General features: G+C 58.7%; 25 protein-coding genes, 1 tRNA gene and 2 pseudogenes. 11 read left to right on the top strand and 17 right to left on the bottom strand.

Annotated features, from left to right (window positions below):
* Positions 1–48 precede the first annotated feature (48 nt).
* Together LOY56_RS06330 and LOY56_RS06325 are read left to right on the top strand one after the other, a co-directional pair.
* Positions 49–317, top strand: a pseudogene (locus LOY56_RS06330) (siderophore synthetase); the annotation flags it as partial.
* A 73-nt stretch (positions 318–390) separates the two neighbouring features.
* Positions 391–2,502, top strand: coding sequence for a TonB-dependent receptor (locus LOY56_RS06325; RefSeq protein WP_258620561.1), 2,112 nt, complete (start codon positions 391–393; stop codon positions 2,500–2,502).
* Between the two features lie 79 nt (positions 2,503–2,581).
* On the opposite strand, the gene LOY56_RS06320 is transcribed toward LOY56_RS06325, so the two are convergent.
* From LOY56_RS06320 to LOY56_RS06310, 3 genes are read right to left on the bottom strand one after another with little or no spacing between them, the layout of a single operon-like run.
* A complete protein-coding gene (locus LOY56_RS06320) occupies positions 2,582–3,124 on the bottom strand; it encodes a DUF2937 family protein (protein ID WP_258620559.1) in 543 nt (180 codons plus the stop codon).
* 13 nt (positions 3,125–3,137) lie between these two features.
* Entirely contained in the window at positions 3,138–3,914 is a 777-nt protein-coding gene (locus LOY56_RS06315) for a class II glutamine amidotransferase (protein WP_258620557.1), read from the bottom strand.
* A 32-nt stretch (positions 3,915–3,946) separates the two neighbouring features.
* A complete protein-coding gene (locus LOY56_RS06310) occupies positions 3,947–4,444 on the bottom strand; it encodes an MFS transporter (RefSeq protein WP_258620555.1) in 498 nt (165 codons plus the stop codon).
* Positions 4,445–4,553: 109 nt separating this feature from the next.
* On the opposite strand from LOY56_RS06310, the gene LOY56_RS06305 reads away from it, so the two are divergent.
* Together LOY56_RS06305 and LOY56_RS06300 are read left to right on the top strand one after the other, a co-directional pair.
* A complete protein-coding gene (locus LOY56_RS06305) occupies positions 4,554–6,599 on the top strand; it encodes a S9 family peptidase (RefSeq protein WP_258620554.1) in 2,046 nt (681 codons plus the stop codon).
* A gap of 110 nt (positions 6,600–6,709) precedes the next feature.
* Positions 6,710–7,183, top strand: a complete 474-nt coding sequence (locus tag LOY56_RS06300) for a cyclic nucleotide-binding domain-containing protein (protein ID WP_258620553.1) — start codon at positions 6,710–6,712, stop codon at positions 7,181–7,183.
* A 9-nt stretch (positions 7,184–7,192) separates the two neighbouring features.
* Here LOY56_RS06300 and LOY56_RS06295 read toward each other — a convergent pair whose 3' ends face one another.
* Positions 7,193–7,483 carry a hypothetical protein gene (locus tag LOY56_RS06295; protein WP_258620552.1) on the bottom strand — a complete coding sequence of 97 codons (291 nt, stop codon included), beginning with the start codon at positions 7,481–7,483 and terminating at the stop codon, positions 7,193–7,195.
* Between the two features lie 95 nt (positions 7,484–7,578).
* On the opposite strand from LOY56_RS06295, the gene LOY56_RS06290 reads away from it, so the two are divergent.
* The 4 genes from LOY56_RS06290 to LOY56_RS06275 all read left to right on the top strand — a co-directional run bounded on the left by LOY56_RS06290 (position 7,579) and on the right by LOY56_RS06275 (position 9,817).
* Positions 7,579–8,265, top strand: coding sequence for a spermidine synthase (locus LOY56_RS06290; protein ID WP_095051525.1), 687 nt, complete (start codon positions 7,579–7,581; stop codon positions 8,263–8,265).
* Between the two features lie 49 nt (positions 8,266–8,314).
* On the top strand, positions 8,315–8,689 hold the full coding sequence (locus tag LOY56_RS06285) for a YajD family HNH nuclease (RefSeq protein ID WP_258620551.1): 375 nt from the start codon (positions 8,315–8,317) through the stop codon (positions 8,687–8,689).
* A gap of 188 nt (positions 8,690–8,877) precedes the next feature.
* Positions 8,878–9,348, top strand: a complete 471-nt coding sequence (locus tag LOY56_RS06280; RefSeq protein WP_258620550.1) for an RNA methyltransferase — start codon at positions 8,878–8,880, stop codon at positions 9,346–9,348.
* 91 nt (positions 9,349–9,439) lie between these two features.
* Positions 9,440–9,817, top strand: coding sequence for a DUF2892 domain-containing protein (locus LOY56_RS06275; RefSeq protein WP_258620548.1), 378 nt, complete (start codon positions 9,440–9,442; stop codon positions 9,815–9,817).
* A 55-nt stretch (positions 9,818–9,872) separates the two neighbouring features.
* Here the strand turns inward: LOY56_RS06275 and LOY56_RS06270 are convergent, their stop codons facing one another.
* The 8 genes and pseudogenes from LOY56_RS06270 to LOY56_RS06235 form a co-directional block, all read right to left on the bottom strand.
* Complete coding sequence (locus tag LOY56_RS06270; RefSeq protein WP_258620546.1) at positions 9,873–11,102, bottom strand: hypothetical protein; 1,230 nt, start codon at positions 11,100–11,102, stop codon at positions 9,873–9,875.
* A gap of 155 nt (positions 11,103–11,257) precedes the next feature.
* The gene (locus LOY56_RS06265; protein ID WP_052966452.1) at positions 11,258–11,707 is read right to left on the bottom strand and encodes a YcgN family cysteine cluster protein; all 450 of its coding nucleotides are present in this window, start codon (positions 11,705–11,707) and stop codon (positions 11,258–11,260) included.
* A 160-nt stretch (positions 11,708–11,867) separates the two neighbouring features.
* Positions 11,868–12,800, bottom strand: a complete 933-nt coding sequence (locus LOY56_RS06260) for a D-2-hydroxyacid dehydrogenase (RefSeq protein WP_258620544.1) — start codon at positions 12,798–12,800, stop codon at positions 11,868–11,870.
* A 120-nt stretch (positions 12,801–12,920) separates the two neighbouring features.
* Complete coding sequence (locus LOY56_RS06255) at positions 12,921–13,214, bottom strand: YcgL domain-containing protein (protein ID WP_258620543.1); 294 nt, start codon at positions 13,212–13,214, stop codon at positions 12,921–12,923.
* Positions 13,211–14,344, bottom strand: coding sequence for a ribonuclease D (gene rnd / locus LOY56_RS06250; protein ID WP_258620541.1), 1,134 nt, complete (start codon positions 14,342–14,344; stop codon positions 13,211–13,213). Before rnd ends, LOY56_RS06255 begins: the two co-directional genes overlap by 4 nt.
* 123 nt (positions 14,345–14,467) lie before the next feature.
* Positions 14,468–15,130, bottom strand: a complete 663-nt coding sequence (locus LOY56_RS06245) for a class I SAM-dependent methyltransferase (protein WP_258620539.1) — start codon at positions 15,128–15,130, stop codon at positions 14,468–14,470.
* Between the two features lie 74 nt (positions 15,131–15,204).
* A complete protein-coding gene (locus LOY56_RS06240) occupies positions 15,205–16,854 on the bottom strand; it encodes a phosphoethanolamine transferase (protein ID WP_258620538.1) in 1,650 nt (549 codons plus the stop codon).
* A 168-nt stretch (positions 16,855–17,022) separates the two neighbouring features.
* Positions 17,023–17,145 (bottom strand): annotated as a pseudogene (locus tag LOY56_RS06235) (hypothetical protein); the annotation flags it as partial.
* Positions 17,146–17,338: 193 nt separating this feature from the next.
* On the opposite strand from LOY56_RS06235, the gene LOY56_RS06230 reads away from it, so the two are divergent.
* From LOY56_RS06230 to LOY56_RS06220, 3 genes are all read left to right on the top strand, one after another.
* A complete protein-coding gene (locus tag LOY56_RS06230) occupies positions 17,339–18,523 on the top strand; it encodes a cyanate transporter (protein WP_258620536.1) in 1,185 nt (394 codons plus the stop codon).
* A gap of 15 nt (positions 18,524–18,538) precedes the next feature.
* Positions 18,539–19,486, top strand: coding sequence for a DMT family transporter (locus LOY56_RS06225; protein WP_258620533.1), 948 nt, complete (start codon positions 18,539–18,541; stop codon positions 19,484–19,486).
* A gap of 147 nt (positions 19,487–19,633) precedes the next feature.
* Complete coding sequence (locus LOY56_RS06220) at positions 19,634–20,569, top strand: LysR family transcriptional regulator (RefSeq protein ID WP_258620532.1); 936 nt, start codon at positions 19,634–19,636, stop codon at positions 20,567–20,569.
* A gap of 3 nt (positions 20,570–20,572) precedes the next feature.
* Here the strand turns inward: LOY56_RS06220 and LOY56_RS06215 are convergent, their stop codons facing one another.
* From LOY56_RS06215 to purC, 5 genes are all read right to left on the bottom strand, one after another.
* Complete coding sequence (locus LOY56_RS06215) at positions 20,573–20,935, bottom strand: 5-carboxymethyl-2-hydroxymuconate Delta-isomerase (RefSeq protein ID WP_258620531.1); 363 nt, start codon at positions 20,933–20,935, stop codon at positions 20,573–20,575.
* Between the two features lie 58 nt (positions 20,936–20,993).
* Complete coding sequence (locus LOY56_RS06210) at positions 20,994–21,920, bottom strand: LysR family transcriptional regulator (protein WP_258620530.1); 927 nt, start codon at positions 21,918–21,920, stop codon at positions 20,994–20,996.
* 160 nt (positions 21,921–22,080) lie between these two features.
* Positions 22,081–22,272 carry a DUF1508 domain-containing protein gene (locus tag LOY56_RS06205; RefSeq protein WP_008074435.1) on the bottom strand — a complete coding sequence of 64 codons (192 nt, stop codon included), beginning with the start codon at positions 22,270–22,272 and terminating at the stop codon, positions 22,081–22,083.
* A gap of 341 nt (positions 22,273–22,613) precedes the next feature.
* Positions 22,614–22,703: transfer RNA gene (locus LOY56_RS06200), tRNA-Ser, on the bottom strand.
* Positions 22,704–22,786: 83 nt separating this feature from the next.
* Positions 22,787–23,500: a phosphoribosylaminoimidazolesuccinocarboxamide synthase gene (purC, locus tag LOY56_RS06195; RefSeq protein ID WP_258620529.1), complete on the bottom strand. Its 714-nt coding sequence runs from the start codon at positions 23,498–23,500 to the stop codon at positions 22,787–22,789.
* Positions 23,501–23,503 lie beyond the last annotated feature (3 nt).

Below are 23,503 nucleotides of genomic sequence, written 5' to 3'. Positions count from 1 at the left end.
CTCAGCGCGCTTTCAGTAGATCAATTGTCCAGAAGGAGTCGGACCTGAATGCGCGGCTACACGCAAAAACAGCAACCATTGCTCGCTCACTGGAGCGAAGCGCTTGGCACTCAGGCTTTCCAGTCCCACCGCATCATGCTCGATCATTTGAGCAATGCACTGGAGTCCGCCGCTCAACGCTGTTTCCAAGGCCCGATCCAGGCACTGTTTCGTGAAGATCTGATCACCCCGCCACCTGTGAATACGACAACTTTAGCCGTTGCTGGCTGCCACTCGGCGAAGCGCCCGGGCAGACGTTCCAGCATTTGCTGGGAGGCTGTCGTTCAACGCCGCGCCTGACCGCTCGACCTTATCGCCCCACACTTATCACAACTAAAAAAAGACCACGTCATGATCCGAACCAAACTCTCCCTGCTGATCCCGCTGCTCGGTACCTTCAGCGCCCAGACCTGGGCCGAGGATACCGAGCAGCAGCCCGGCACCTTGAACATGCAAGCCACCGTCGTCTCTGCAACTCGCAGTGAAGCGAGCATTGCTTCGATTCCGGGCTCGGTCCAGGTGATCGATGAACAGCAGGTCCGTGAGCAGAGCGGCGCGGGTCGCCGGGTCTCCGACATCCTCGGGCAATTGGTTCCCGGTCTTGCGCCGTCCAGCGGCGGGATGAGCAACTTCGGTCAGACCCTGCGCGGGCGCAACATGCTGGTGTTGATCGACGGCGTATCGCAGAACGCCACGCGCGACAACTACCGCCAGCTCAACAGCATCGCCCCGGCCAGCATCGAACGCATCGAAGTGATTTCCGGCGCCAGCAGCATCTACGGTGCCGGTGCTTCAGGCGGCATCATCAACATCATCACCAAGCGCAATCAGGGCCAGGACATTGCCTACAGCAGCAAACTGGGCCTGACCAGCGGCAACAACCTCAACCGCAAAGGCTTCGCCTACGAAGCCTTTCAGAGCGCGACGGGGCGCAAGGATGCCCTGGACTGGTACGTCTCCGCCGACCTGACCCAGCGTAACGATCAGTTCGATGGCAACGGCGACCGCATCCCTCAGGACACTTCCCAGGGCAGCAACATGGATACCGAAACCTATGACCTGCAAGGTCGCTTCGGTTATGAGCTGGATGCCGACAAAAAACTTAGCCTGTCGCTGCAGGACTACAAGGACCAGCAGGACACTGGCTACACAAAAGACCCGAAAAACGCGCAGCAAGCCGTGGCAGTCAAAGGGCTGAAACTCGACGACCAGCCCTATACCCATAACCAGGCGGTCAACCTCAACTACGCCGACAAGGACTTCTACGGTCAGGGCCTGCAACTGGAAAGCTACTGGCGCCGCGCCGATGCGTTGTTCTTTCCAGACCTGTCGCGAGGCAGGGCCGGGATCTCCGCCAACAACAGTGTGCAAGATGTCTACGGCCTGCGCGCGGCCATCGACACGCCGCTGCCGGCGATCGGGAGTGCCACGGGCAATCTGGTCTGGGGCGCCGACTATGATAATGAGCGCTCTCGCCAACGAGGTGATCAATACACGCTCAATGGCCTGAACTACACCAAGACCGGCACCACCTACGAGCTGGGCCCGGACATCGAAACCACCACCAAATCGCTGTTCGGGCAGATGTCCTGGGACATCGGTGACTGGACCTTGCGTGGCGGTGTGCGCCGTGAATGGATCGAAAGCGACGTCTCCGACAGCATTGCTTATGGTCAGATCGTCCAGACCGGCGTGCGCGCAACCCTGCCCGGCGACACCCTCAAATACGATGCGACTCTGTACAACCTGGGGGCGGTCTACCACCTGAGTGAAAACCAGGACGTCTTCGCCAATTACAGCCAGGGGTTTTCGCTGCCGGATATCCAGCGCTTCATGCGTGATGTCAGCAGCACCTTCGACATTCAGAGTCTCAACGCCCAGGCCATCAAGGTCGACAGTTACGAGCTGGGCTGGCGTGGTAACTGGGACCAGTGGCAGGCCGACGTCACCGTGTACGAAAACACCTCGGACGTGACCCAGTTCTACGATGCCAATGATCGCGTATTGCGCCTGATCAACCAGAAAGAGCGAGTTCGCGGCATCGAAAACAGCCTGACCTACCGCGCGACCGATCACTGGTCGGTGGGTGGCACGTATGCCTGGGCCAAAGGCGAGACCGAGCAGAACGGCAAATGGATCGATCTGCCGGCTACGCGCATCTCACCGGCCAAGACCACACTGTTCGTCGGCTACACCGAAGACGACTACACCCTGCGCCTGCAAGGCATGCATTTGTCCAGTTACGACGCCGCCGCCAAGGACAACAACGGACGCGAGATTGAAGGCTATACGCTGGTGGACCTGCTCGGCTCCGTGCAACTGCCGGTCGGTCGTCTTGAAGGCGGCGTGTACAACCTGACCAACCGCACGTACCAGAACCTGTTTACCCAGGCCAACGCCAGAGCGCCGTACGCCAACGCCGAAGGCCGCACGCTGAGCATGAGCTACTCGGTCGATTGGTAAAAACCGGAGCCGGCTTGCCGGCGATGCGACCTGCCAGGCATACCGTGTCGCGGCAATCGCCAGCAAGTAGGCTCCAGTGTTACAGCCCCCGCAAATCCCGCTCTTCAATCGGCCGGCTCTGGCGCAAACGCTTGCCACCCAGCACCACCCAATCAATCAGTCGGAACAGGCATTCAATGCCGAACGACAGCAGCAACGCGCCGCTCATGCCCCAGATCATCGCGTCCGGCGTCAGCAGGATCTGGTAGCTGTAGCCGTTCCAGGTTTCCTTGCGAATATCCGGGTCGGCGGCCAGGGCCACTTGCAGGACGCGGATGTACCACGGCCCTTGCATGGCCTGGAATTGCTTGTCTAGGGCCAGTTGACGGGTGAGCAAGGTGCTCAGGCTGTCGGCATCGCTGCGAAAGATCGGGTCTTCGCTGGCCCGGTAATGGTCCACGAGCGCCTGCATGTCACCCTTGAAAAACTGATTGGCAGTGCCCTGAAAACCGCTCAAACCGGTCTGCGCCTCGATCAGATGCGCCTCGATCCGCTTGGCATAGTCACTGATGAACCCAGGCACCTGGACACCGATCAACAGGCCCGCCGCGAACAATACCAGCCGAAGATAACTGAGCAACATGGGGGAGAAATCCTTATTCGGTCTTGCCCTGGCTGACGCATTCACCGCGTCGCCAGAGGCTCCATTGGCCCGGTTCGTAGCGGGTCCAGGTTTCGTTTTCGGTCAAGGGTTCGGTGGCGATCACCGTGACCACGTCGTTGGGGGTGGTTTCGGCCTGGAAGTCGACGATCACATCGACATCCTTTAAACGCGCCGGGCCGAACGGTGCACGGCGGGTGATCTGCGCCAATTTGCTCGAGCAGTAGCAGAACAGCCAGTCGCCGTCGCTGAGCAGGCAGTTGAACACGCCTTTGCTGCGGTACTCGGCGCAAGCGGCCACCAGGTCCGACAGCAGTGCTTCGATCTCTACCGGCTCGGGGAACGCTGCACGCACCCGATTGAGCAAATCGCAAAACGCCGCTTCGCTGTCGGTATCGCCAACGGGGCGGTAAAAACTGGCGGTCGGATTGAAGTCGGCCAACTGGCCGTTGTGGGCGAAACACCAGTTGCGCCCCCACAGCTCGCGCACGAACGGGTGGGTGTTGGACAGGCACACTTTTCCGACGTTGGCCTGGCGGATGTGGCCGATCACTACTTCGCTTTTGATCGGATAGCGCTGCACCAGGTTCGCCACTTCCGACTCGCTACTCGCCGCCGGGTCCTGGAACAGCCGCAGGCCACGGCCTTCATAAAAAGCGATGCCCCAACCGTCACGGTGCGGCCCGGTACGACCGCCGCGCTGCATCAGCCCGGTGAAGCTGAACACGATATCGGTCGGGACATTGGCGCTCATGCCCAATAACTCACACATGCTCGGACTCTCGATTCAGTACAGGGGCACGGTTACAGACGCGGATCGCTGCGCAAACGCTGAGGATTGCTCGGCACCGGAGGCCGTCCATAACGATCATCGCCGGCACCGCCGAAAGGCTGATCGTCGTCAGGCTCGTCGGCCCGCGCCGCTAACTTGGCGGCCGCTGCCCGTTCCTTGCGAGCGTTGGAGGCACGCTCGATGGGGAAACGGATCGCCACGAAAACCAGATAAATGCCGAAGGCGATCATGCCGTACATGAACAGGTCGGAAATCGCTCGCCAGGCGTTGTTGCCAACCTTGAACAGCAGATCGAGGGCGGTGATGGCGATGGCCGGGGCGACCTTTTCCTTCACCGGGTCGATGATGGTCGGGCTGAACAGCAACACCGCCACCAGCAGCCGCAACGGCTCACGCAGCCAGCGCCACATCCAGCGGGTGATGCGCATCCACACCAACAGGCAGCCTAAAGCGGCAAAGGCGTAGAGGCCCCAAGCGATCAGATAGTCGTTCTCGGTCATGGTGTCCATGGCAAGGCAGGCAAAGAGGCGCTTATAGTAACGACTTTTCGCACGTCAGGCTTGTCCCAATACCACAGGTTGCGAAGCCCTTATTCCGTACATTGTTCGAGAGCCCTTCATGCCCCTATCCGCCAACGCTCCAATTGCCCACAAGGCCGACGGTTGCGACCCGTATGCCTGGCTGCAGGAGCGCGACACCGACGCGGTGCTCGATTACCTGAAAGCTGAAAACCATTATCAAGAGGCGCAAACCGCCGATCAGGCCGGGCTGCGCGAAACCCTGTTCGAAGAGATCAAGGGCCGTATTCTCGAAACCGACCTGTCGCTGCCCTCGCCTTGGGGCCCGTACCTGTATTACACCCGCACCACTGCCGGCGACGAATACGCCCGCCACTACCGCTGCCCGCGTCCGGTCGATGGCAGCCTGCAGATCGACGAAAACCAGGAACTACTGCTGCTTGATCCGAACGTGTTGGCCAAGGGTGGCTTCTTTTCCCTAGGTGCATTCAGCATCAGCCCGGACCACCAGCGCCTGGCCTACAGCATCGATTCCTCAGGCGAAGAGATTTACACCCTGTTCGTGAAGGAATTATCCAGCGGCCGCGTCAGCGAACTGGAATTCCAGGATTGCGACGGCAGCATGACCTGGGCCAACGACAGCCTGACGCTGTTTTTTGGTGAACTCGACGAGACTCATCGCCCGCACAAACTGTTCCGCTATCGGCTGGACGGCACCGCGGCCGAAGAAGTGTTCCATGAGCCGGACGGCCGATTCTTCCTGCATTGCTACCGCTCAAGCTCCGAACGGCAACTGCTGTTGTCGCTCAGTAGCAAGACCACCAGCGAAATCTGGGTGCTCGACGCCTCGCTGCCGCATCAGGCCTTTACCTGCCTGGCGCCGAGGGTTGAAGAGCATGAGTACGATGTCGACCACGGCAAGCTCGATGGCGAATGGACGTGGCTGATCCGCACCAACCGCGACGGCATCAACTTCGCGCTGTACCAGGCCGCCGATACTGGCGTAGCGCCGACCGAAGCCGACTGGCAGAACCTGATTCCCCACAGCGACACGGTGATGCTCGAAGGCATGAGCCTGAACGCCGAAGCCATGACCTTGAGCCTGCGTGAAGGTGGCCTGCCGATCATCGAAGTCCGCCCACGGGACTTGGTGCCGTATCGCGTGCAATTGCCGGATGCGGCCTACAGCCTGCACGTGCAGAACAGCCTGGAGTTTGTCAGCGACCGGATCCGTCTGCGCTACGAAGCCTTGAACCGTCCGGCTCAGATCCGCCAACTGATTCTGAGCAGCGGCGAACAGCAAGTCCTCAAGGAAACCCCAGTGCTCGGCCCGTTCGACGCCGATGCGTATGTCAGCCAGCGGCTTTGGGCGACGGCACCGGACGGTACACAAGTGCCGATCAGTTTTGTGGTCAAACGCGAATTCCTCGGCAAGCCGACGCCGCTTTATCTGTACGGCTACGGCGCCTACGGCGAAAGTCTCGACCCATGGTTCTCCCACGCGCGCCTGAGCCTGCTGGATCGCGGCATGGCGTTTGCCATCGCCCATGTACGCGGTGGCGGCGAGCTGGGCGAAGCCTGGTACCGCGCCGGCAAACAGGAACACAAGCACAACACCTTTAGCGACTTCATTGCCTGCGCCGAACACCTGATCGCCAACGGCTTCACCACCCCATCGCAGTTGGCGATCAGCGGTGGCAGCGCCGGTGGTTTGCTGATCGGCGCGGTACTCAATCAGCGGCCGGAGCTGTTCGGTGCGGCGATTGCCGAAGTGCCGTTCGTCGACGTGCTCAACACCATGCTCGACCCGGAGCTGCCGCTGACCGTCACGGAATACGACGAGTGGGGTAACCCGCAAGAGCCGGACGTCTATGATCGGATCAAGGCCTACGCCCCGTACGAAAACGTCACCGCGCAAGCCTATCCGGCAACACTGGTGATTGCCGGCTACAACGATAGCCGTGTGCAGTACTGGGAAGCGGCCAAGTGGGTGGCGAAATTGCGCGCGACCAAAACTGACACCAACGCCTTGTTGCTCAAGACTGAACTGGGTGCCGGGCATGGCGGGATGAGCGGTCGGTATCAGGGGTTACGTGACGTAGCCCTCGAATACGCATTTGTTTTCACGGTTTTGGGCATCGCCTGAGGAACTTGGCCCGGCGTACCGGTCTTAACACCAGTACGCCAGCCCCCCGCCCTTGTAGGAGCGAGCGGTGCCTGGAACAGACACAGACACAAATAAATGACCGTGACGACATGTCAGAACCGACCTTATTGAACAAAGAAATTCGCGACTGGCTGATGGACTGCGGCCTGTTCGATCAACTGCTGCCGGCAGACTTCGTGGCGGCATCAGGTTACTTCAGCATCAGCACCATCGCCGAAGGCGAAGAGATTTTCCATGAGGGCGATGCCGGCAGTTTCATGTGCATCATCCACACCGGCCAGGTGTCGGTGCAGAAGACCAACAGCGACGGGCAACGGGTGATCATGGCCACCTTGCGCAGCGGTCGGGCGTTCGGTGAAATGGCGGTGCTCGACGGTGAACGACGCTCAGCCAGTTGCGTGGCCGCGAGCAATTGCCAGTTGCTGAACCTGGGCAAGGACTCCCTGGAGAAGATGCTCAACGACGCACCAAAAATCGCCGCCAAGATCATCCGCGCCCTCGCCGTCTCTCTCTCCAAGCGCTTGCGCATGGCCGACGGGCAATTGCTCTCGCAGCAGGTCTAGTGTCCTGTCTCACCCGCCCGGTGGTTTGATTTTCGTCGTACTCGGCTCAAGGCCCGGCAAGGTCTGGTCCTTGGGTGGATTGGGCATTTCGATCGGCGGCAACAACGGTGGCCCGCCACTGCCGGAACCGGCCTTGGGCACGCTGGTCGGGGTGATCTGCGGATACGGCGTCGGCGTGGCGGTGCCGGGTGAACCGGGCATCGGCACTGGACTGGTGGGGATGGTTTGCAGCTCCTGGGCCTGCACTGCAGTTATCGAGAGCGCGGCCAGGGCAATGACCGTTAGAATGGTGCACTTCATCAATGGCTCCGTTGGCCTTGTGGTCTTTTGCAGGCTACTCCCAACTGCGCTCGTTTGCCTTCCTCCGTATATCAATTTCTCCTCAAGAGAGCGCCATGAAACGTTTCGTTCTGCTCGACACCACCCCCATTCCTGAAAACGGCGGTGCCTTGTGCCTGTTCGAATATGGCGAGGATTTCGTCATCAAGATTCAGGGCGGTGACGGCGGGCAGTTGATGAACACCCGCATGCACGGCTCCGAAGATGCCCTGGCCGAAATCCCCTGCCGCAAGGTCGCCGGCCGGCTAAATTCGCGGGTATTGATCGGTGGCCTGGGCATGGGCTTCACCCTCGCCTCGGCGCTCAAACATTTGGGTAAGACGGCTGAAGTGGTGGTCGCCGAATTGGTGCCCGGCGTGGTTGAGTGGAACCGTGGGCCGCTCGGCGAGAAAGCCGGCAACCCGCTGCTCGACCCGCGCACGGTGATCCGTATGGAAGATGTGGCCAAGGTGCTGCAAGCCGAGCCGCAAGGTTTCGATGCGATCATGCTCGACGTCGACAACGGCCCCGAAGGCCTGACCCAGAAAGCCAACAGCTGGCTCTACTCCGCTGGCGGCCTGAGCGCGTGTGCCAAGGCCCTGCGGCCAAAAGGCGTGCTGGCGGTGTGGTCGGCCAGCGCCGACCGGCAGTTTTCCGACAAGCTGAAAAAAGCCGGTTTCAAGGCCGAAGAAGTGCAAGTCTTCGCCCACGGCAACAAGGGCACCCGCCATACCATCTGGATTGCCGAAAAGCTCAAGGGCTGAGCTAAACTCACGTCATAACCGTCATTAGTCTTTTTACAAAGGTGAACCCATGAGTTCGTCAACGCCTCCGTCCAACACGTCGAAGCTGGACCGCATCCTTGCCGACAACCAGCGCGACAAGGAAATGGGTTACCGCGACAAGGCCCTGAAAATGTACCCGCACGTGTGCGGCCGCTGCGCCCGTGAGTTTTCCGGCAAGCGCCTGAGCGAACTGACCGTGCACCACCGTGACCACAATCACGACAACAACCCTCAGGACGGCTCGAACTGGGAGCTGTTGTGCCTGTATTGCCACGATAACGAGCACTCGCGCTATACCGATCAGCAGTATTTCGGCGAAGGCTCGTTGAGTACGCCGAAGATTGCCAAGGCGACGCATAATCCGTTTGCGGCGTTGGCGGGGTTGATGAAGAAAGAAGACTGAAGATCTTCGTTATTGATCGTTCCCACGCGCAGCAAAGGAATGCATCCCGTGACGCTCTGCGTCACATTCGGAAGCGGAACGCGGAGCGTCCCTGGCGGCATTCCTTTGCTGCGCGTGGGAACGATCACTGAACACCCCTCCCCCAATCCCCGTATAATCGCCGTTTTTTCCCCGAAGGCACCCCACTCGTGGCAGACAAACGGTACAGCTGCATTGGTTTGTATAACCCCAAATCACCGGAGAACGTCGGTTCGGTGATGCGCGCCGCCGGCTGCTATGGCGTGGCGTCGGTGTTTTACACTGGCAAGCGTTATGAACGCGCCGCCGATTTTGTCACCGACACCAAGAGGGTCCACTACGACATTCCGCTGATCGGCATCGACGACCTGAAGAAAATCCTGCCCCTGGGCTGTGTCCCGGTCGCCGTGGAACTGGTCGACGGCGCCCGCTCGCTGCCGGAATACACGCACCCGGATCGCGCCCTCTACATCTTCGGCCCCGAAGACGGTTCGCTGGATAAAGACATCCGCGACTGGTGCGAAGACGTGGTCTACATCCCGACCACCGGCTGCATGAACCTAGCGGCCACCGTCAACGTTGTGCTGTACGACCGCATGGCCAAGGGCAACAACACCCGCTCGGGTCCGAAATTCCGCTGAATTGCCACCTATTCGATGGAACAAGCCGCTCGCCCAGACAGTCAGCTAAATATCTATTGCTGAAGCAACCTTCCCTGCCTGGAGAAAAATCATGCGCGAGTTCAGTCCTGTAGAACGTATCGAACCCACCTCGTTCCAGAGCCCTTCCGTACAAAACGTTCATGGCTGGGAACGCGCCGGCTCCCTGGCAGGTGGCGTAGTCATGCTGAGCAAGGGCCTACGACGCGGCGGCGTATTCGGATTGATTGAAATGGCTCTCGGCGGGATGGCCCTGGCCCGAGGCATCACCGGGCATTGCTCGGCTAAAAGCCTGTTGGAAAAAAACCGTCAGGACATGAAAAATGCACGCGCAAGGATCGAACGCGCCGGGGATGAGTTGGCCCGCATGAAAGCCAATGCCGAAGCGGCGACCAGCACGGCAACGGTAACGGGTAATGATTCGTTGAACTCGCCGAAGGTTGGCGTCTGATCCGAAAGTCGCGGTGAGGCTCAGGGCCTCATCGCGGCTGCCCGCGATGGCGGTGCTACTGAAGTAACTTGGTATCGAGCACCTTGGAAGACTCGCCAATAATGCTTTCACTGAGCTGAACAAACTCCTTGGTATCCACACTCTCCAAACGCATCGCCCCGCGCAACACATCATCGAGTGAGCGCTTGTTGTGGGTCTTCAGGCGAATCTCGCGATCCAGTTCCTGTAGCAACACCACCGCCTTGGCCACCTGCGCCGGGTTGATCTGCTCACCGCGCAACGTGCTGACCTTCTGGCTGTCCTTGGTCAACTTGCGCTGCAGACTCTCATACCGCTCATCACTCATGCCGCCTGCGCGACGCACCAGTTCGATGGCGTAATACTCGGCAAACCCTTCGCTGATCCAGTCGCTGCGCTGGCTGTCGTTGATTCGCCCGAACACCTGAGCCAATTCACGCACCAAGGCACTGGTGCCGCTTTCGCTGACCAGCGGCAGTCGCGTGTTCAGGTAGATCGATTCATGCGCGGCCAGGCTGCCGCGCCACATCGGGTCGTTGGCACCGACGATCAGCAATTTGGTGGGGTGACACGGATACAACGCTTGCGCTTGCGGCCAGACAAAGGTCAGCAGCGTTAACACGTCCATGCGGCGCATGCCCTGCCCCTGGGGCGAGGCCACGGTGACTTCGGTTTCCCCAAGCCGCGTGCGACGGCTGCCGAGATGGCCGGCGAGCATCCAGCCAGTGGGGCGGTCGAACAGGCGCGAGACGTTATCGATCCGGAACGTGTTCTTGCCGATCCGCGGCCAGGCGGTTTCGACGCTTTGCCAACCGGTGGGTAATTCGAATTCAAGGCGTGAAAACAGCACGATACCGTCCTGCTGATCGAGTTTGGCCGCCGGCACCAGGTCATCGCCACGCATCAGCGCCCAGTTCGGGGTCATGCGGGTGTCGAAGCTGCCGCTCTTGCGCCCATGACTGATGCGCACGCGATAGGTCAGGCTGGCCTTGTCGGCAGCCGGGCGCCAGACACCACGGGCCTGTTTGCCGGAGGTGAGCAGCCATTGGCCGTCGGCCTTGAAATCGCTGTAGTGACTGCCATCGCCCAAGTCAAAATCCAGACTGCGCACCGCCGAGCCCTGGGCCAGGGTCAGGCGCACTTCGGCCTGATCGCTTTGCGGCAACAGGCGCACGTGATAATCCAGATCGACTTTCTTCGCCGCCCACACGGGCGAACTCAGGGCCAAAAGTCCAAAGGCCAACACTCGCCGCACTCCCACAGCCATACACACTCCTAGTGTGGCGAGCGAGCTTGCTCCGGGCGGCATTCCGACGCGGGGCTGCGTGGCAGCCCCGAACTCTTGTCATCACTGCCGATTTTGTGAGTGCTACGCACTGGAGCGCCAGCCCGGTCAGCGGGAGCAAGCTCCCTCGTCACAAATTAACCCGCGCGAAAAATCAGATGATCTTCCCAGTCATCTTCGGCCACGCTGCCCTCGGCGAGCATACGACCGGACTGGGAAATACGCTCGTGGTGCACCGCCTCGCGATCACCGCACACCAGATGATGCCAGAGCGGCAGGTCCTTGCCTTCGCTGACCAGTCGATAACCGCAAGTCGGCGGCAGCCATTTGAACTCATCGGCCTTGCCCGGCGTGAGCTGGATGCAATCGGGCACAAAGTCGCGGCGGTTGGGGTAATCGGTGCACTGACAGGTTTTGAGGTCCAGAAGTTTGCAGGCGATGCGCGTGTAGTAGACGGCGTTGTCGTCTTCGTCCTCGAGCTTTTGCAGGCAGCACAGGCCACAGCCATCGCACAGCGATTCCCATTCCTCTTGATCGAGTTGATCGAGGGTTTTGCGTATCCAGAACGGTTCGACTTTGGCGGCCATGGCTCAAGCATCAACATCAGGTGGTGAAAAGGCCGCCAGTTTAGTGCCAAGGCACCGGCGGGCCAAGCATTGGCGACTGCCGGTACACTGTATAAACCCATGTGAGACTGTGGAAAGCCCCCTCGCCATAGGTCGCTCCCACATTTTGATCGGGGTGAATTCAATACCCGCGATTGAAATCCACTTCCCCGCGCAACGCTTCGCCCGCCTGATACGCCCGCAGGTTTTCGACGAACAACTTCACCATCATCGGTGGCGAAGTCGGTGCCGAACTGTGGCCGGTCAGCAGCAGGCCCCACGCGGTCCAGAACGGATGGCGTTGCGGCAGCGGCTCCTGACGACAAACGTCGATCACGGCTCCGGCCAGATGCCCTTCCTTCAAGGCTTCCACCAGATCCGCATCGACCACCGCCACGCCGCGCCCGACGTTGATGAACAACCCGGTCGGCTTGAACTGCTTGAACAGTGCGGCGTCGTACAGGTCGTGAGTATTGGGGGTGTTCGGCAGCAGATTGATCACGTAATCCACTTCACCGACCAGACGCGGCAAGTCGCTCAGCGCGCCGACTTCGACAAACGGCATCTGCTCGCGGGTTTCACTGGCGATGCCATACAACTCGACGCCAAAGGGTACAAGAAACTGCGCCACGGCCTGACCAATGTCACCGGTACCGACGATCAACACCTTGCGTCCTGCCAGGCTTTGACCCTGGCGGTTGTCCCATTTGCGCTCGACCTGGCTGACCAGCCGCGCCAATACTTCGCGCTCGTGACCGAGCATATAAGTCAGCACATATTCGGCCATGACCTGACCGAAAATCCCTACCGCGCGAGTCAGACGATAGTGCCGTGGCAGGCCGTCGGCCAGCAACGGCGTGATGCCGGCCCAGGTCGATTGCAACCATTGTGGTTCGTGGCCCTGACGCAGCAAGGTCGCCAGCAGGTCCGGTTGACCGAGCCAGACCTGGCAATCGGCGGCCTGACGGGCCAGTTCGGCGGAGTCGCCGCTGGTCAGTACTTCCAGATCAGGCGCTGCCTGACGCAACAGTTGGGCATACACAGGGTGGTCGTGTTCAGCAATCAGAACGCGCATGGTTCAAACCTTTCAAAAACAGTGCAGACGGCCGCCGACGGAGTATCACTCCATCGCCCTGGCCATCGCCAAAATCATTCCAGTGTTTCATAGAGGCTCTGAACAGAGCCTGTCTGCCGATTACATCGGGTCGTTGCGTCGCAGCAATTCTTCCGGCAAGTGTTCGATATATTCGTCTTCAGCCGGCGGCATTTGCAGGTGGTAGCCCTGCTTCTCGAGGTTTTCCAGCACGACGACGATGTCTTCACTGGCCAGTTTGCGCTCGGGCGACAGCACCAGATCGAAGGAATGTTTCGGCTTGCCGAAGGCCAGCATCAGCGCTTCCGGCACACGTTCAAGCGCATCGCTTTTGAGCACATAAAGGTACATGCCGCTGCGCTTGGAGCTTTGGTAGATGGAACAAATACGTTTCAAGGCTGTTCTCCGGCGGTGGCCAGGCTGTCGAGCAGCGCCTGGCCCATCAATTCGCGGCGCCAGCCACGCAGCGAATCAGGCAATTGGTAAGGACCATTGGGGAAGCCGCTTTTAAGCAGCGCTTCCAGGGTTTTCTTGCGCAGCATCAGTTCTGGGGCGATGTTCAGGCGCTCGGCTTCGGCCTGTCCGATGGCGCGCAGCTGTTTGACCAGCGCGGCGGCGTCCACCGGCAACGGCTCCGGCACCGCCGGTGGCCATTGATCAGGCGACACACTGCCAATGCGCTTGATCAGATCAAGTAGAAATTCGCCGTCCTGACGCACGGTACGCGGGTGCATGTCTTCGATTTTCGCCAGCGCGCCGAGGTTGTCCGGTTGCGTGCGAGCCAACGGCCACAGGGAATGTTCCCGGACGATGCGGTTGCGCGGCAAATCACGGGCCCGGGCCTCTATTTCACGCCAGGCGCAGAGTTCGCGCAATACGGCGAGTTGGGCACGGGACAACTTCCAGGCCAGCTTGGCGTCGCGATAAACCTCATACGGGTCGACTTCACGACGCAGGTTGGCCACCAGCTCGGCACCGTCCTCCAAGACCCAGGCGTATTTTTCGTCAGAAAGCTTCGGGCGCAGCTGTACGAAAACTTCCGCCAGATGTAAGGCATCTTCGGCGGCGTAGCTGATTTGAGTGTCGGACAGTGGACGTTGCAGCCAGTCGGAACGGGTTTCGCCCTTGGGCAGATCGATGCCGAGCACTTCCTGCACCAGCCGCGAATAACCCATGGAAAAACCGAGGTTCAGGTAAGCGGCGGCCAGTTGGGTGTCGAACAGTGGCGCCGGCAGGCTGCCGGTCAGGCGCAGTAACACTTCGAGGTCTTCGCTGCACGCATGCACGACTTTGACCACCGCCGGGTTTTCCAGCAATGCGGCCAGCGGTTGCCAGTTGTCGATGGTCAGTGGGTCAATCAGATAAGCGCGTACGCCATCGCCGATCTGCAGCAGGCCTGCGATCGGGTAAAAGGTGTCGACCCGCATGAATTCGGTGTCGAGGGCAACGAATGGCAGCTGCTGCCACTCGGCACAAAATTGACCGAGGCTATCGTTGTCGCGAATCCAGTGAATATCGATGGCCACACGGCTCTCCCTTGAAGAATGGCGCGCAGTATATATCGCCCCCGGCGATTTCCGCGCATCCACTGAACAAGAGCTTTAGCGAAAATACCTGCTGGAGCGCAAGAATAGTCTGACAGGAGGAGACTAGCTGCCCTTACGCAGCACGTAGACACGCATCCGCGCGCAACCTGGCAGGAAGTCCTGATGGCTGAGCAAGTGGAAACCCGCCTGCCTGAACTCGGCCTCAAGCTCGGCCTTGCTCGCCTGTGGCTGGGCCTGTGCGCCTTCCACACCGGATCGGTGCAGTTTGAAATGCGCATCAGCCCGCACTGCAACGATCACCGTGTCGCGACTGACCCGATGAAACTCGCCCAGCATGGCCAACCGATGCTCAGGACTGGCGATGTGTTGAAACAGTTGCATGCAAAAAATGCAATCAACCGCGTTCGCCGACAAACCGATGGTGAAGGCTGAACTCTGAAAGGTCTTGATCCGCTCCAGCAGGTGTTGCGGATGGTGGGTGCGGGCATGATCGAGCATGTCCTGAGACGGATCGGTCGCAAGAATCACCCGATTCGCATGCTCGGCCAGTATCGACCAGAAGCGCCCGACACCGCAGGCCACATCAAGAATCAATCCCGGCTCGCCAGCGACCTGAAGCGCGTTACGCACCAGTTGCTCGTCGCGCCAGAACGTCAAACGCCCCGCCAGGCCACGCGGTCGCGACTGAAGGCAGACGCGGGCGTGTTCCTGATCGTAGCGCCGGGCGAACTCAAGTTCGATGGCGGATGGGGGCAACGCGGACATGTGCAATGGCTCTTGTTGGACGTTCCAGACGCCGCAGGTTAGCGGTCGCTACGTGAAAAAAAGGTCGATATCACTTATTCCTTGGCCAGCACACCGTCAATCACTGCGCCACGGCATCCGGCAAACATATCCAGCCCCGGGTTATAGACCTTGCTGTTGACCTCCAGCAGCCCAAGCATCGAATGAAACAGGTTGTCCTGGCTCAAGGGCTTTTCGCGACTCAGTTGCAGGCAATGGGTGTCGACCGAGAACGATTTTTGATAGCTGTCGGAGAACCATGCCAGCATCGCTACATGCTTCTGCTGTTCCGGCGCCAGCATGTAAGGCGTGCCATGCAGGAACAGGTTGTATTCGCCCAACGATTCGCCGTGGTCCGACAGATAGAGCATGGCGGTATCGACTTTGTCCTGGTTGCTGCGCAACAGATCGATCAGGGTCGACAACACATGGTCGGTGTACACCAACGTGTTGTCGTAGCCATTGACGATACTTTCGCGGCTGCAATTGTTCAGCGCATTGCTTTCACACACCGGGGTGAAGTGTTCGTACTCTTTCGAGTAGCGCTTGAAATATTCCGGACCGTGACTGCCCATCTGGTGCAGTACCAGTACGGTGTCTTTATCCAGCGTGTCGATGAAGTACTGCAAACCTTGCAGGAGAATTTCATCGCGGCATTCGCTGTTGGCACACAATACCGGGTCTTTCAGATTACTGACGTCGTCGACAGTGACCCGATCGCAGGTGCCTTTGCAGCCCGACTGGTTATCGCGCCAGATCACCTCGAGACCGGCGTGCTTGAGCACGTCCAGCAAACCTTCCTCATTCTTCGCCTTGCTGGCGTTGTAATCCTTGCGGCCCATGTTGGAGAACATGCAGGGCACCGACACGGCGGTTTCCGTGCCGCAGGAATGAACATCGGTGAAGGCAATCAGGCCGGCTTCCTTATTCAGTTTTGGCGTGGTGTCGCGGTCATAACCCAGGATGCCGAAGTTCTCGGCCCGGGCACTCTCGCCCACCACCAATACCGTCAGGGATTTACGGCCGTGAGCCTGCCAGGCAGGGTTTTTGCGGGCATCTTCACCGAGTTTGACGAAGGGCTGCTGCGCAGACACCACTTGCTCACGCAGATAACCAACCGACGCACCAATGTAGTTGCTCGGCACCACCATCAGGCGCAATTCATGGTGATTGCGAAATAACGACGACAGGCCTTGATAATTGACCAATGCGACGCCGCCGATCACGGCAACCGACGCGACACTTACTAGCACCTTACTTAATAACTCACGGTGCCAGCGCCGGTAGTTGACAGGAATCTTCCACAGTAACCACGACGGTAAAACCCCAAGAAACGCTATGTATACAAACAACTTTACGGACAGTAAGTCACGTACTTCGGTGGCATTGGTTTCAGCGAAGTTACGCAACATACCCGCGTCGATCAGTACACCGTATTGGCTCATGAAGTACGCCACTCCGGCACTGATCAAAAAAATCAGCATCAACACGGGTTTCATCACCGGCCGGAATGCCAACAAAGTCAGCACAATATTGAAAGCCGCCAGGATCATCGCCCCGAACGCAATACGCATGACGATGCCTAGACCGTCTGCCGCGGTGATATCGAAGAGGTGTTGCCAGAGAACTGAATTGAACCCTGCCAATAAAAAGGCGCTGGCAACCAGCGTCACCCACTCGGGGTGCACGGTTTTGAACTTCAACATGATGATTGGCGGTTCCTGAAGAAAAGTGCCCGCGGCAAATGTGAAAATTTCATTTTCCGCGACATCACAAATCTTAAGCAGCCAGCCATCAATTTTTCGTGAAAAAGAAGCCAACGATTAGTTGGCTTCATGGCATTAGGCCAAAACTTTCAGCATTGGAAACCAGTTTCAGGCCTGATGCAGATACCAGCGCCAGTCCTGTTCACCGACTTCGCCCATGAACTGCCGGTATTCGGCACGTTTCACCGCCAGATACACGCCAAGAAACTCACTGCCGAATGCTTCCTGCGCCCTTGTGGGCCACGCCCTTGACCAGCCGCTTGTAGCGCACCGCTTCATCCATCGCCTGCAAAGCATCGCCGCAGTGCTCAAGAGTGATTTAGCCTCACAGCTATTTAATTTTTAAATACTGCTCCAGACATTCTGATTTGCAGCCTTCGAGGCTCGCGCGCCTAATCGGCTCCTTGTTTTTGAAGGTCCGATTATGGAAAACGTTCGCCCAATCTCTCGCCCTGCCCTCTGGCTGATGTTCAGCATTGTTCTCGTCGCCCTGAACCTGCGTCCGTCCATGGCCGCTGTCGGTCCTTTGCTGTCAGCCATTCGCGGTGATATCCCACTGAGTTTCAGCCTGGCCTCACTCCTGACAATGCTGCCGGTCATGGCCATGGGGCTGGCGATGTTCTTCGGTATCGGCATTAGTCAGCGCCTGGGCGAGCAACGCACCGTGGTGTTGTCGCTGCTGATTATCGGCCTGGCCACAGTGTCGCGGTTGTTCCTCGACTCGGCGGCGGAACTGATCCTGAGTGCGGTGGTGGCCGGCATCGGCATTGCGTTGATTCAGGCATTGATGCCCGCCCTGATAAAGTCCCGTTTCAGCGACAACGTTTCCGTGTGTATGGGCCTCTACGTGACATCGATCATGGGCGGCGCGGCTATCGCGGCGTCGTTTGCGCCGCTGGTGATGACCCGCACCGACAGCTGGCGAATGGGTTTGGCGATCTGGGCGGCGCTGGCGCTGGTGGCGTTGCTGTTCTGGTGGGCTCAGCGCTCGGGCATGCCGACACCGAGTACGAAATCGTCCCGCAAAGAATCTTTCTTCAGCAATTCCCGCGCCTGGTTACTCGCTATCTTCTTCGGTCTCGGTACGGCGTCCTACACCTGTGTGCTGGCCTGGCTGGCGCCGTACTACGTGGAAAAAGGCTGGAGCGAACAACAGGCCGGTTTGTTGCTGGGCTTTTTGACCGCCATGGAAGTGTTGTCAGGACTTTTAGTACCCGCCATCGCCAATCGCAGCCGCGACCGGCGCCTGGTGCTGGTCGTGTTGCTGGCGCTGATCATGGCCGGTTTCTGCGGGCTGATTTTGAGCCCTCGACACCTGAGCCTGCTGTGGCCTTGCCTGCTGGGGTTGGGCATCGGCGGACTGTTTCCGATGAGCCTGATCGTGTCATTGGATCATGTGGACAATCCCCAACGCGCAGGCGGGCTGACCGCTTTCGTGCAAGGCATCGGTTATCTGATTGCAGGCCTTTCACCCTTGATGGCCGGGATGATTCGTGATCAGCTGGGCAGCTTCGAATGGGCCTGGTGGTCACTGACCGGCGTCATGGCGCTGATGATATTGATGGTTCTGCGCTTCGATCCGCGGCATTACGCCCGACACATTCACTGACCCGGAACCCTTACCATGAAACAACCAGGTTTTGCTGCCGCTCACCTCGGCATGCTGCTCTGGGCTCTATTGATTGCCGCCTCGTTTTCCGCGGCAGCCCGGGTCAGCCAGGCCATCGACCCGATTCTGCTGACCGGGTTGCGGCTGTTTTTTTGCGCCCTGGTATTTTTGCCCCTGCTGCTGTTCAAGGGTGATACCGCCATGACCGTTCGCGGCCTGTTGGGTCATGCCGTGCTCGGCATGCTGCTGGCGCTGTATTTCGGCTCGGTGTTCGAAGCGCTGCGCTACACCTCGGCGGTGAACACCGGAACGATGTTCACCCTGGTGCCATTGCTGACGTTGCTGTTCGAAGCCTTTCTGATACCCGACAGCAGACTGAAACAACGCGTATTGCCCATGCTGATTGCCGCAGTCGGCGCTGTGCTGCTGGTGTTGAAAGGCGCTGGCCCGGGCGAACTGCCGTCACTGTATGCAGTATCGGTGTATGGGGTCGGTTGCCTGGCGATGGCGCTTTACTCGCCCCTGAGTCAACGCCTCAAGGCCAACAGCCTCAAGGGGCGCGGCCCGGTGGGCATGACCTTCTGGAACATGCTGTTCGGTGCACTGTTTCTATTGGCGTTCTGTGGGTTCAGCGGCGGCTGGCGATCGGCGTCGTTGCTGACTGCGAGCGATCTTGGGTGGTTGATGTACCTGGCGCTGTTCGCCACGCTGGTGACGTTCTGGCTTTTGCATCGAGCCATTGGCGTCATCGCCCCCTCCTCAGTCATTTCATACATCTACCTGAGCACGCTGTTCATCACGCTGTTCCACTGGTTCTGGCTACGTCAGTCGCCATTAGCCGTGGAAATCATTGGCGCGTTACTGGTGGGCATCGGCATGTTGGCGCTGCTAATATCCAGCCGCGACGCGATGCTCAAGCAGCCATCAGCGTTAAAGGCCTCTGGCCAGCTTTCAAGAGATTGAATTCATAGGTCGTGTTGGTAACATTTTCTGTCCCACAACTGACCATGAAAAATCCTACAAGGCATTCTCTTGGCACCATCGTTCCGCTAGGATCGTTCGCACACATTTGCGCACAGTCAGCGCAAGGAGCACAGCGAGACAGAACGGATGCTAAACAGTAACTTGCTTAGAAAGCTCGACATGCAAGACCTCATGGTGTTTGTTTCCGTGTATGAGCAAAGCAACGTCACCGGTGTGTCGGAGGCGCTCTGCGTCAGCCAGTCCACCGTGAGCTATTGCCTGAAAAAACTGCGCACCAGTTTTGAAGACGATTTATTCATCAATACCCGCACGGGTATGCGCCCCACGAACAAAGCCAGCAGCATGTATACCCATGTGCTGAAAATTCTCGAAAGCATCAATCTGTGCCACGCCGAGACACCGACCTTTGATCCGACCTTGCAACCGGTCACCTTCAATATCTGCGCGCCGGAGTACTTCGAGCAGTTGATCCTGCCGCGCCTGTTGAAGCGCTTCGATTTCGCCGACCTACCAGTGATGGTCAACATGCACAAGTTCGAAACCGACATCCCGGCCGAAGAACTGCGCGACGGCAGCCTCGACCTCGTCATCTGTTTTGGCCCGAACTTTCATCGCAGCCACACCGATTTCAACGCCAGGAGGCTGCTGGAAGACGATCTGGTCTGCGTCTTCGATAAGCGCGCTACGCCGCCGGAACCACGCTTGAGCCTGCAAGCATTCATTGAGCGCCGGCATGTATTCCCGACGCCTTGGACATCTACTACCAATATGGTCGACGGCTGGCTTGCTCAACAGGCCCACAAACGACAGATTGTCGCGCGGTCCAACAGCTACAGCGCAGCGCTGAAGATGATCACCGGCACCGATTTCATCCTGACCTTGCCTCGACGCATCCAGCAATTGCTGGCCAACGAGGTGATCTTCAATCACTGCGAAGCACCCAACGGCTTACCGGGTTTCACCCTCGACATGCAGTGGAGTCACAGCGTCGATCAGGACAGCGCCAATACCTGGCTGCGCGAGCAAGTGATCAAAACCTGCGCCGAACACGAAATGGCCTGAAACTCAGTGGCCAATAGCGGTCTTGGTGTAGGACTCTCGATCGATGTCGAGGATTTCAACACACAGCTGGACCGCAACCCCCGCCGGCCACTCACACACATCCTGCACCACGGCCAGCAGGCTTTCAGACAACTGTTTTTTGATCTCCGGCGAACGACCGCTCAACAACGCCAGTTTCACATGCACGAACGCCCGCTCACCCTGTGCAGTGCCCACCTTGAAAGTCTCGACCTTCACCGCACGGGCCTTGATGTCGAACTCGCCAAACTGGCCTGAAGCTACCAGGGCATTGTTGAGTCGCATCAACGCCACATCGGCATTCAATTCAGGCAAGTTGGCGGTGTATTCCATGTGCAGGTGGGGCATGACGAGGGTTCCTGAAGATTGATAGAAAGGTCGTACATATAACACAGCGCCGCCCTGCTCACTCAGGCAGCGGCAACACCGCACGTTCACTCATGAACGCCTCCAGCCGCGAGCGCAGCCAGCGTTCGGCAGGATCGCTATCGACATGACTGAGCCAGACCATGGACAGGTCCAGGGTCGGTGTCTTGAACGGAAACGGTTCCTTGAACAGTTGGCCGGACGCGGCCATCGCTTCGGCCGTGTAATCCGGCAGGCTGGCGATCAGATCAGTGCCGGCGAGCAAGGCCGGCAACGAGCTGTATTGCGGGACGGACAGCACTACCTGGCGCGTTCGACCGATTTCCGCCAGCCATTCGTCGGCGTAACCACTGACATTGGCGGTATGAGACACCAGCACGTGCGGCCGCGAGCAATATTCATCGAGGGTCAGCGGTGTGTCTGATGCGTCTGCGCGCAAAATACTGGGCTGGATGTGTCGCAGCAATTTGCGCTTGGCGTTGGCGGGCAGGCCGCGGGTCTGGCTGATCCCAACGGTGATATCACCAGACGCCAGCAGGTCGGGAATGCGCCAGTAGTCGACATGCTGGACCACGAACACCACCTTCGGCGCTTCCTGGCGCAAAGCACGCAGCAGCGGCGGCAAAAGACCGAACTCGACATCGTCCGACAGCCCGATGCGAAACGTCATGGTGCTGCTGAGCGGATCGAAATCATGGGTCAGGCTCAAGGCCACCGACAGCGAATCCAGCGCCGGTGACAAGTGCTGAATAATTTCCTCGGCCCGCGCCGTCGGCTCCATACGATGGCCAACCCGAATAAACAGCGGATCATTGAACATCGTCCGCAAGCGATTCAGCGCCGCACTGATGGTCGGCTGACCGAGGAACAACTTCTCCGCCACCCGTGTGACGTTGCGTTCGAGCATTAATGTCTCGAACACCACCATCAGATTGATGTCGGCCTTGCGCAGTTCGTTGCGATTCATCCCTTGCACCCCGGTCCCCAAGACTTGGCTGACAGTTTAGGGAGGTGTCGTAAACGGCGTCTATGCGACTGAAGCAAATGCGTTTAATCCAAACTCACAACCAAAAGCCCGCCCGATCAGAACGAAGCTGCTCCCATTGAGCAGCTTCACCGCTGGAAGCCTATATCTCCTTGACCGGCGTCTGATCATGAGTTCCTTTGATCAAACTGATGGCATGCACACAATCAGACTTGTTGACGTAAGCCTCCCCACTGGCAATCGTTTCATGATTCCCCGCCCGCAAACGCCAGCGCCATTGGCCCTTGCCGGTTTGTGCGATACCACGGGTTTGCCTGTAAATCTCAAAATACATTGATCGCTCCTTGCGACTGCTGATTACGACAGATCAATGACCTGCGAAAACAGAGTAGATGAGGATTTTTTGAGGCAATGGCTTTCAGTGTCAGGGGATGTTTCGGAGAAAAGACCTTGATTCGCGGGACGATCAATAGATACGGGGGGTGGTAATTAAAGAGACTTAGTGGAGTCAGTTTTCCCGTAAATATGCATATTTTTCTTACGCTGTTGGCCTGATTTATCCGACACCAAAAACTTGGAGCAAACGTCGGACGGACGCGGAATGGTCCAACGGAAAAAGCTGCGCAAACGAAAAAGCCCCGTAGCTTATTCAGCTACGAGGCTTTTCCTATGTAATGGCGGAGAGATAGGGATTCGAACCCTAGGTACCGGTGAAGGTACAACGGATTTCGAATCCGTCCCATTCGGCCACTCTGGCATCTCTCCAACGGCGCGCATCATAACAACACTTTTGCCGGAAGCGAACCCCCTAAACAAAATTTTTCCGTGCTATCAGATGCTTGCGTCGATTACAGCGGCACGCCCAGACGATTGGCGACTTCTTCGTAGGCTTCGATAACATCACCGAGGCCCTGACGGAAGCGGTCCTTGTCCATTTTCTTCTTGGTGGCCTTGTCCCACAGGCGGCAGCCGTCCGGGCTGAATTCGTCGCCCAGAACGATGGAGCCGTCGTGGAACACGCCGAATTCAAGTTTGAAGTCGACCAGCAGCAGGCCGGCGTCGTCGAACAGTTTGCTCAGGACTTCGTTGACCTTGAGCGACAGTTCTTTCATGCGAACCAGTTGCTCGGCGGTGCCCCAACCGAATGCCACGACGTGGGATTCGTTAATGAACGGGTCGCCCTTGGCGTCGTCCTTCAGGAACAGTTCGAAGGTGTAAGGGTTGAGCTTCATGCCTTCTTCAACGCCCAGGCGCTTGACCAGGCTGCCGGCGGCGTAGTTACGCACGACGCACTCGACCGGAATCATGTCGAGTTTCTTCACCAGGCATTCGTTGTCGCCCAGCAGTTTGTCGAATTGAGTCGGCACGCCGGCTGCTTCGAGTTTCTGCATGATGAAGGCGTTGAACTTGTTGTTCACCATGCCTTTGCGGTCGAGCTGCTCGATGCGCTTGCCGTCGAACGCCGAAGTGTCGTTGCGAAACAGCAGGATCAAACGGTCAGCGTCGTCGGTCTTGTAAACCGATTTGGCTTTGCCGCGGTAGAGTTCTTCACGTTTTTCCATGAT

The sequence above is a fragment of the Pseudomonas sp. B21-048 genome (assembly GCF_024748615.1).
GTDB lineage: Bacteria > Pseudomonadota > Gammaproteobacteria > Pseudomonadales > Pseudomonadaceae > Aquipseudomonas.
The sequence above is the reverse complement of the archived record's forward strand: the minus strand, read 5'-3'. Positions and strand labels throughout refer to the sequence as shown.

What these genes read in the sequence shown, in the direction of transcription:
- LOY56_RS06220 (WP_258620532.1), top strand. Translation starts at nt 19,634, where the DNA reads ATGCTAAACAGTAACTTGCTTAGAAAGCTCGACATGCAAGACCTCATG.
- LOY56_RS06285 (WP_258620551.1), top strand. Translation starts at nt 8,315, where the DNA reads ATGAGTTCGTCAACGCCTCCGTCCAACACGTCGAAGCTGGACCGCATC.
- LOY56_RS06245 (WP_258620539.1), bottom strand. Translation starts at nt 15,130, where the DNA reads ATGTCCGCGTTGCCCCCATCCGCCATCGAACTTGAGTTCGCCCGGCGC.
- LOY56_RS06325 (WP_258620561.1), top strand. Translation starts at nt 391, where the DNA reads ATGATCCGAACCAAACTCTCCCTGCTGATCCCGCTGCTCGGTACCTTC.
- LOY56_RS06275 (WP_258620548.1), top strand. Translation starts at nt 9,440, where the DNA reads ATGCGCGAGTTCAGTCCTGTAGAACGTATCGAACCCACCTCGTTCCAG.
- LOY56_RS06290 (WP_095051525.1), top strand. Translation starts at nt 7,579, where the DNA reads ATGAAACGTTTCGTTCTGCTCGACACCACCCCCATTCCTGAAAACGGC.
- LOY56_RS06260 (WP_258620544.1), bottom strand. Translation starts at nt 12,800, where the DNA reads ATGCGCGTTCTGATTGCTGAACACGACCACCCTGTGTATGCCCAACTG.
- LOY56_RS06225 (WP_258620533.1), top strand. Translation starts at nt 18,539, where the DNA reads ATGAAACAACCAGGTTTTGCTGCCGCTCACCTCGGCATGCTGCTCTGG.
- LOY56_RS06215 (WP_258620531.1), bottom strand. Translation starts at nt 20,935, where the DNA reads ATGCCCCACCTGCACATGGAATACACCGCCAACTTGCCTGAATTGAAT.
- LOY56_RS06270 (WP_258620546.1), bottom strand. Translation starts at nt 11,102, where the DNA reads ATGGCTGTGGGAGTGCGGCGAGTGTTGGCCTTTGGACTTTTGGCCCTG.
- LOY56_RS06295 (WP_258620552.1), bottom strand. Translation starts at nt 7,483, where the DNA reads ATGAAGTGCACCATTCTAACGGTCATTGCCCTGGCCGCGCTCTCGATA.
- LOY56_RS06205 (WP_008074435.1), bottom strand. Translation starts at nt 22,272, where the DNA reads ATGTATTTTGAGATTTACAGGCAAACCCGTGGTATCGCACAAACCGGC.
- LOY56_RS06230 (WP_258620536.1), top strand. Translation starts at nt 17,339, where the DNA reads ATGGAAAACGTTCGCCCAATCTCTCGCCCTGCCCTCTGGCTGATGTTC.
- LOY56_RS06320 (WP_258620559.1), bottom strand. Translation starts at nt 3,124, where the DNA reads ATGTTGCTCAGTTATCTTCGGCTGGTATTGTTCGCGGCGGGCCTGTTG.
- LOY56_RS06265 (WP_052966452.1), bottom strand. Translation starts at nt 11,707, where the DNA reads ATGGCCGCCAAAGTCGAACCGTTCTGGATACGCAAAACCCTCGATCAA.
- LOY56_RS06315 (WP_258620557.1), bottom strand. Translation starts at nt 3,914, where the DNA reads ATGTGTGAGTTATTGGGCATGAGCGCCAATGTCCCGACCGATATCGTG.
- LOY56_RS06300 (WP_258620553.1), top strand. Translation starts at nt 6,710, where the DNA reads ATGTCAGAACCGACCTTATTGAACAAAGAAATTCGCGACTGGCTGATG.
- LOY56_RS06240 (WP_258620538.1), bottom strand. Translation starts at nt 16,854, where the DNA reads ATGTTGAAGTTCAAAACCGTGCACCCCGAGTGGGTGACGCTGGTTGCC.
- LOY56_RS06310 (WP_258620555.1), bottom strand. Translation starts at nt 4,444, where the DNA reads ATGGACACCATGACCGAGAACGACTATCTGATCGCTTGGGGCCTCTAC.
- LOY56_RS06305 (WP_258620554.1), top strand. Translation starts at nt 4,554, where the DNA reads ATGCCCCTATCCGCCAACGCTCCAATTGCCCACAAGGCCGACGGTTGC.
- LOY56_RS06210 (WP_258620530.1), bottom strand. Translation starts at nt 21,920, where the DNA reads ATGAATCGCAACGAACTGCGCAAGGCCGACATCAATCTGATGGTGGTG.
- purC (WP_258620529.1), bottom strand. Translation starts at nt 23,500, where the DNA reads ATGGAAAAACGTGAAGAACTCTACCGCGGCAAAGCCAAATCGGTTTAC.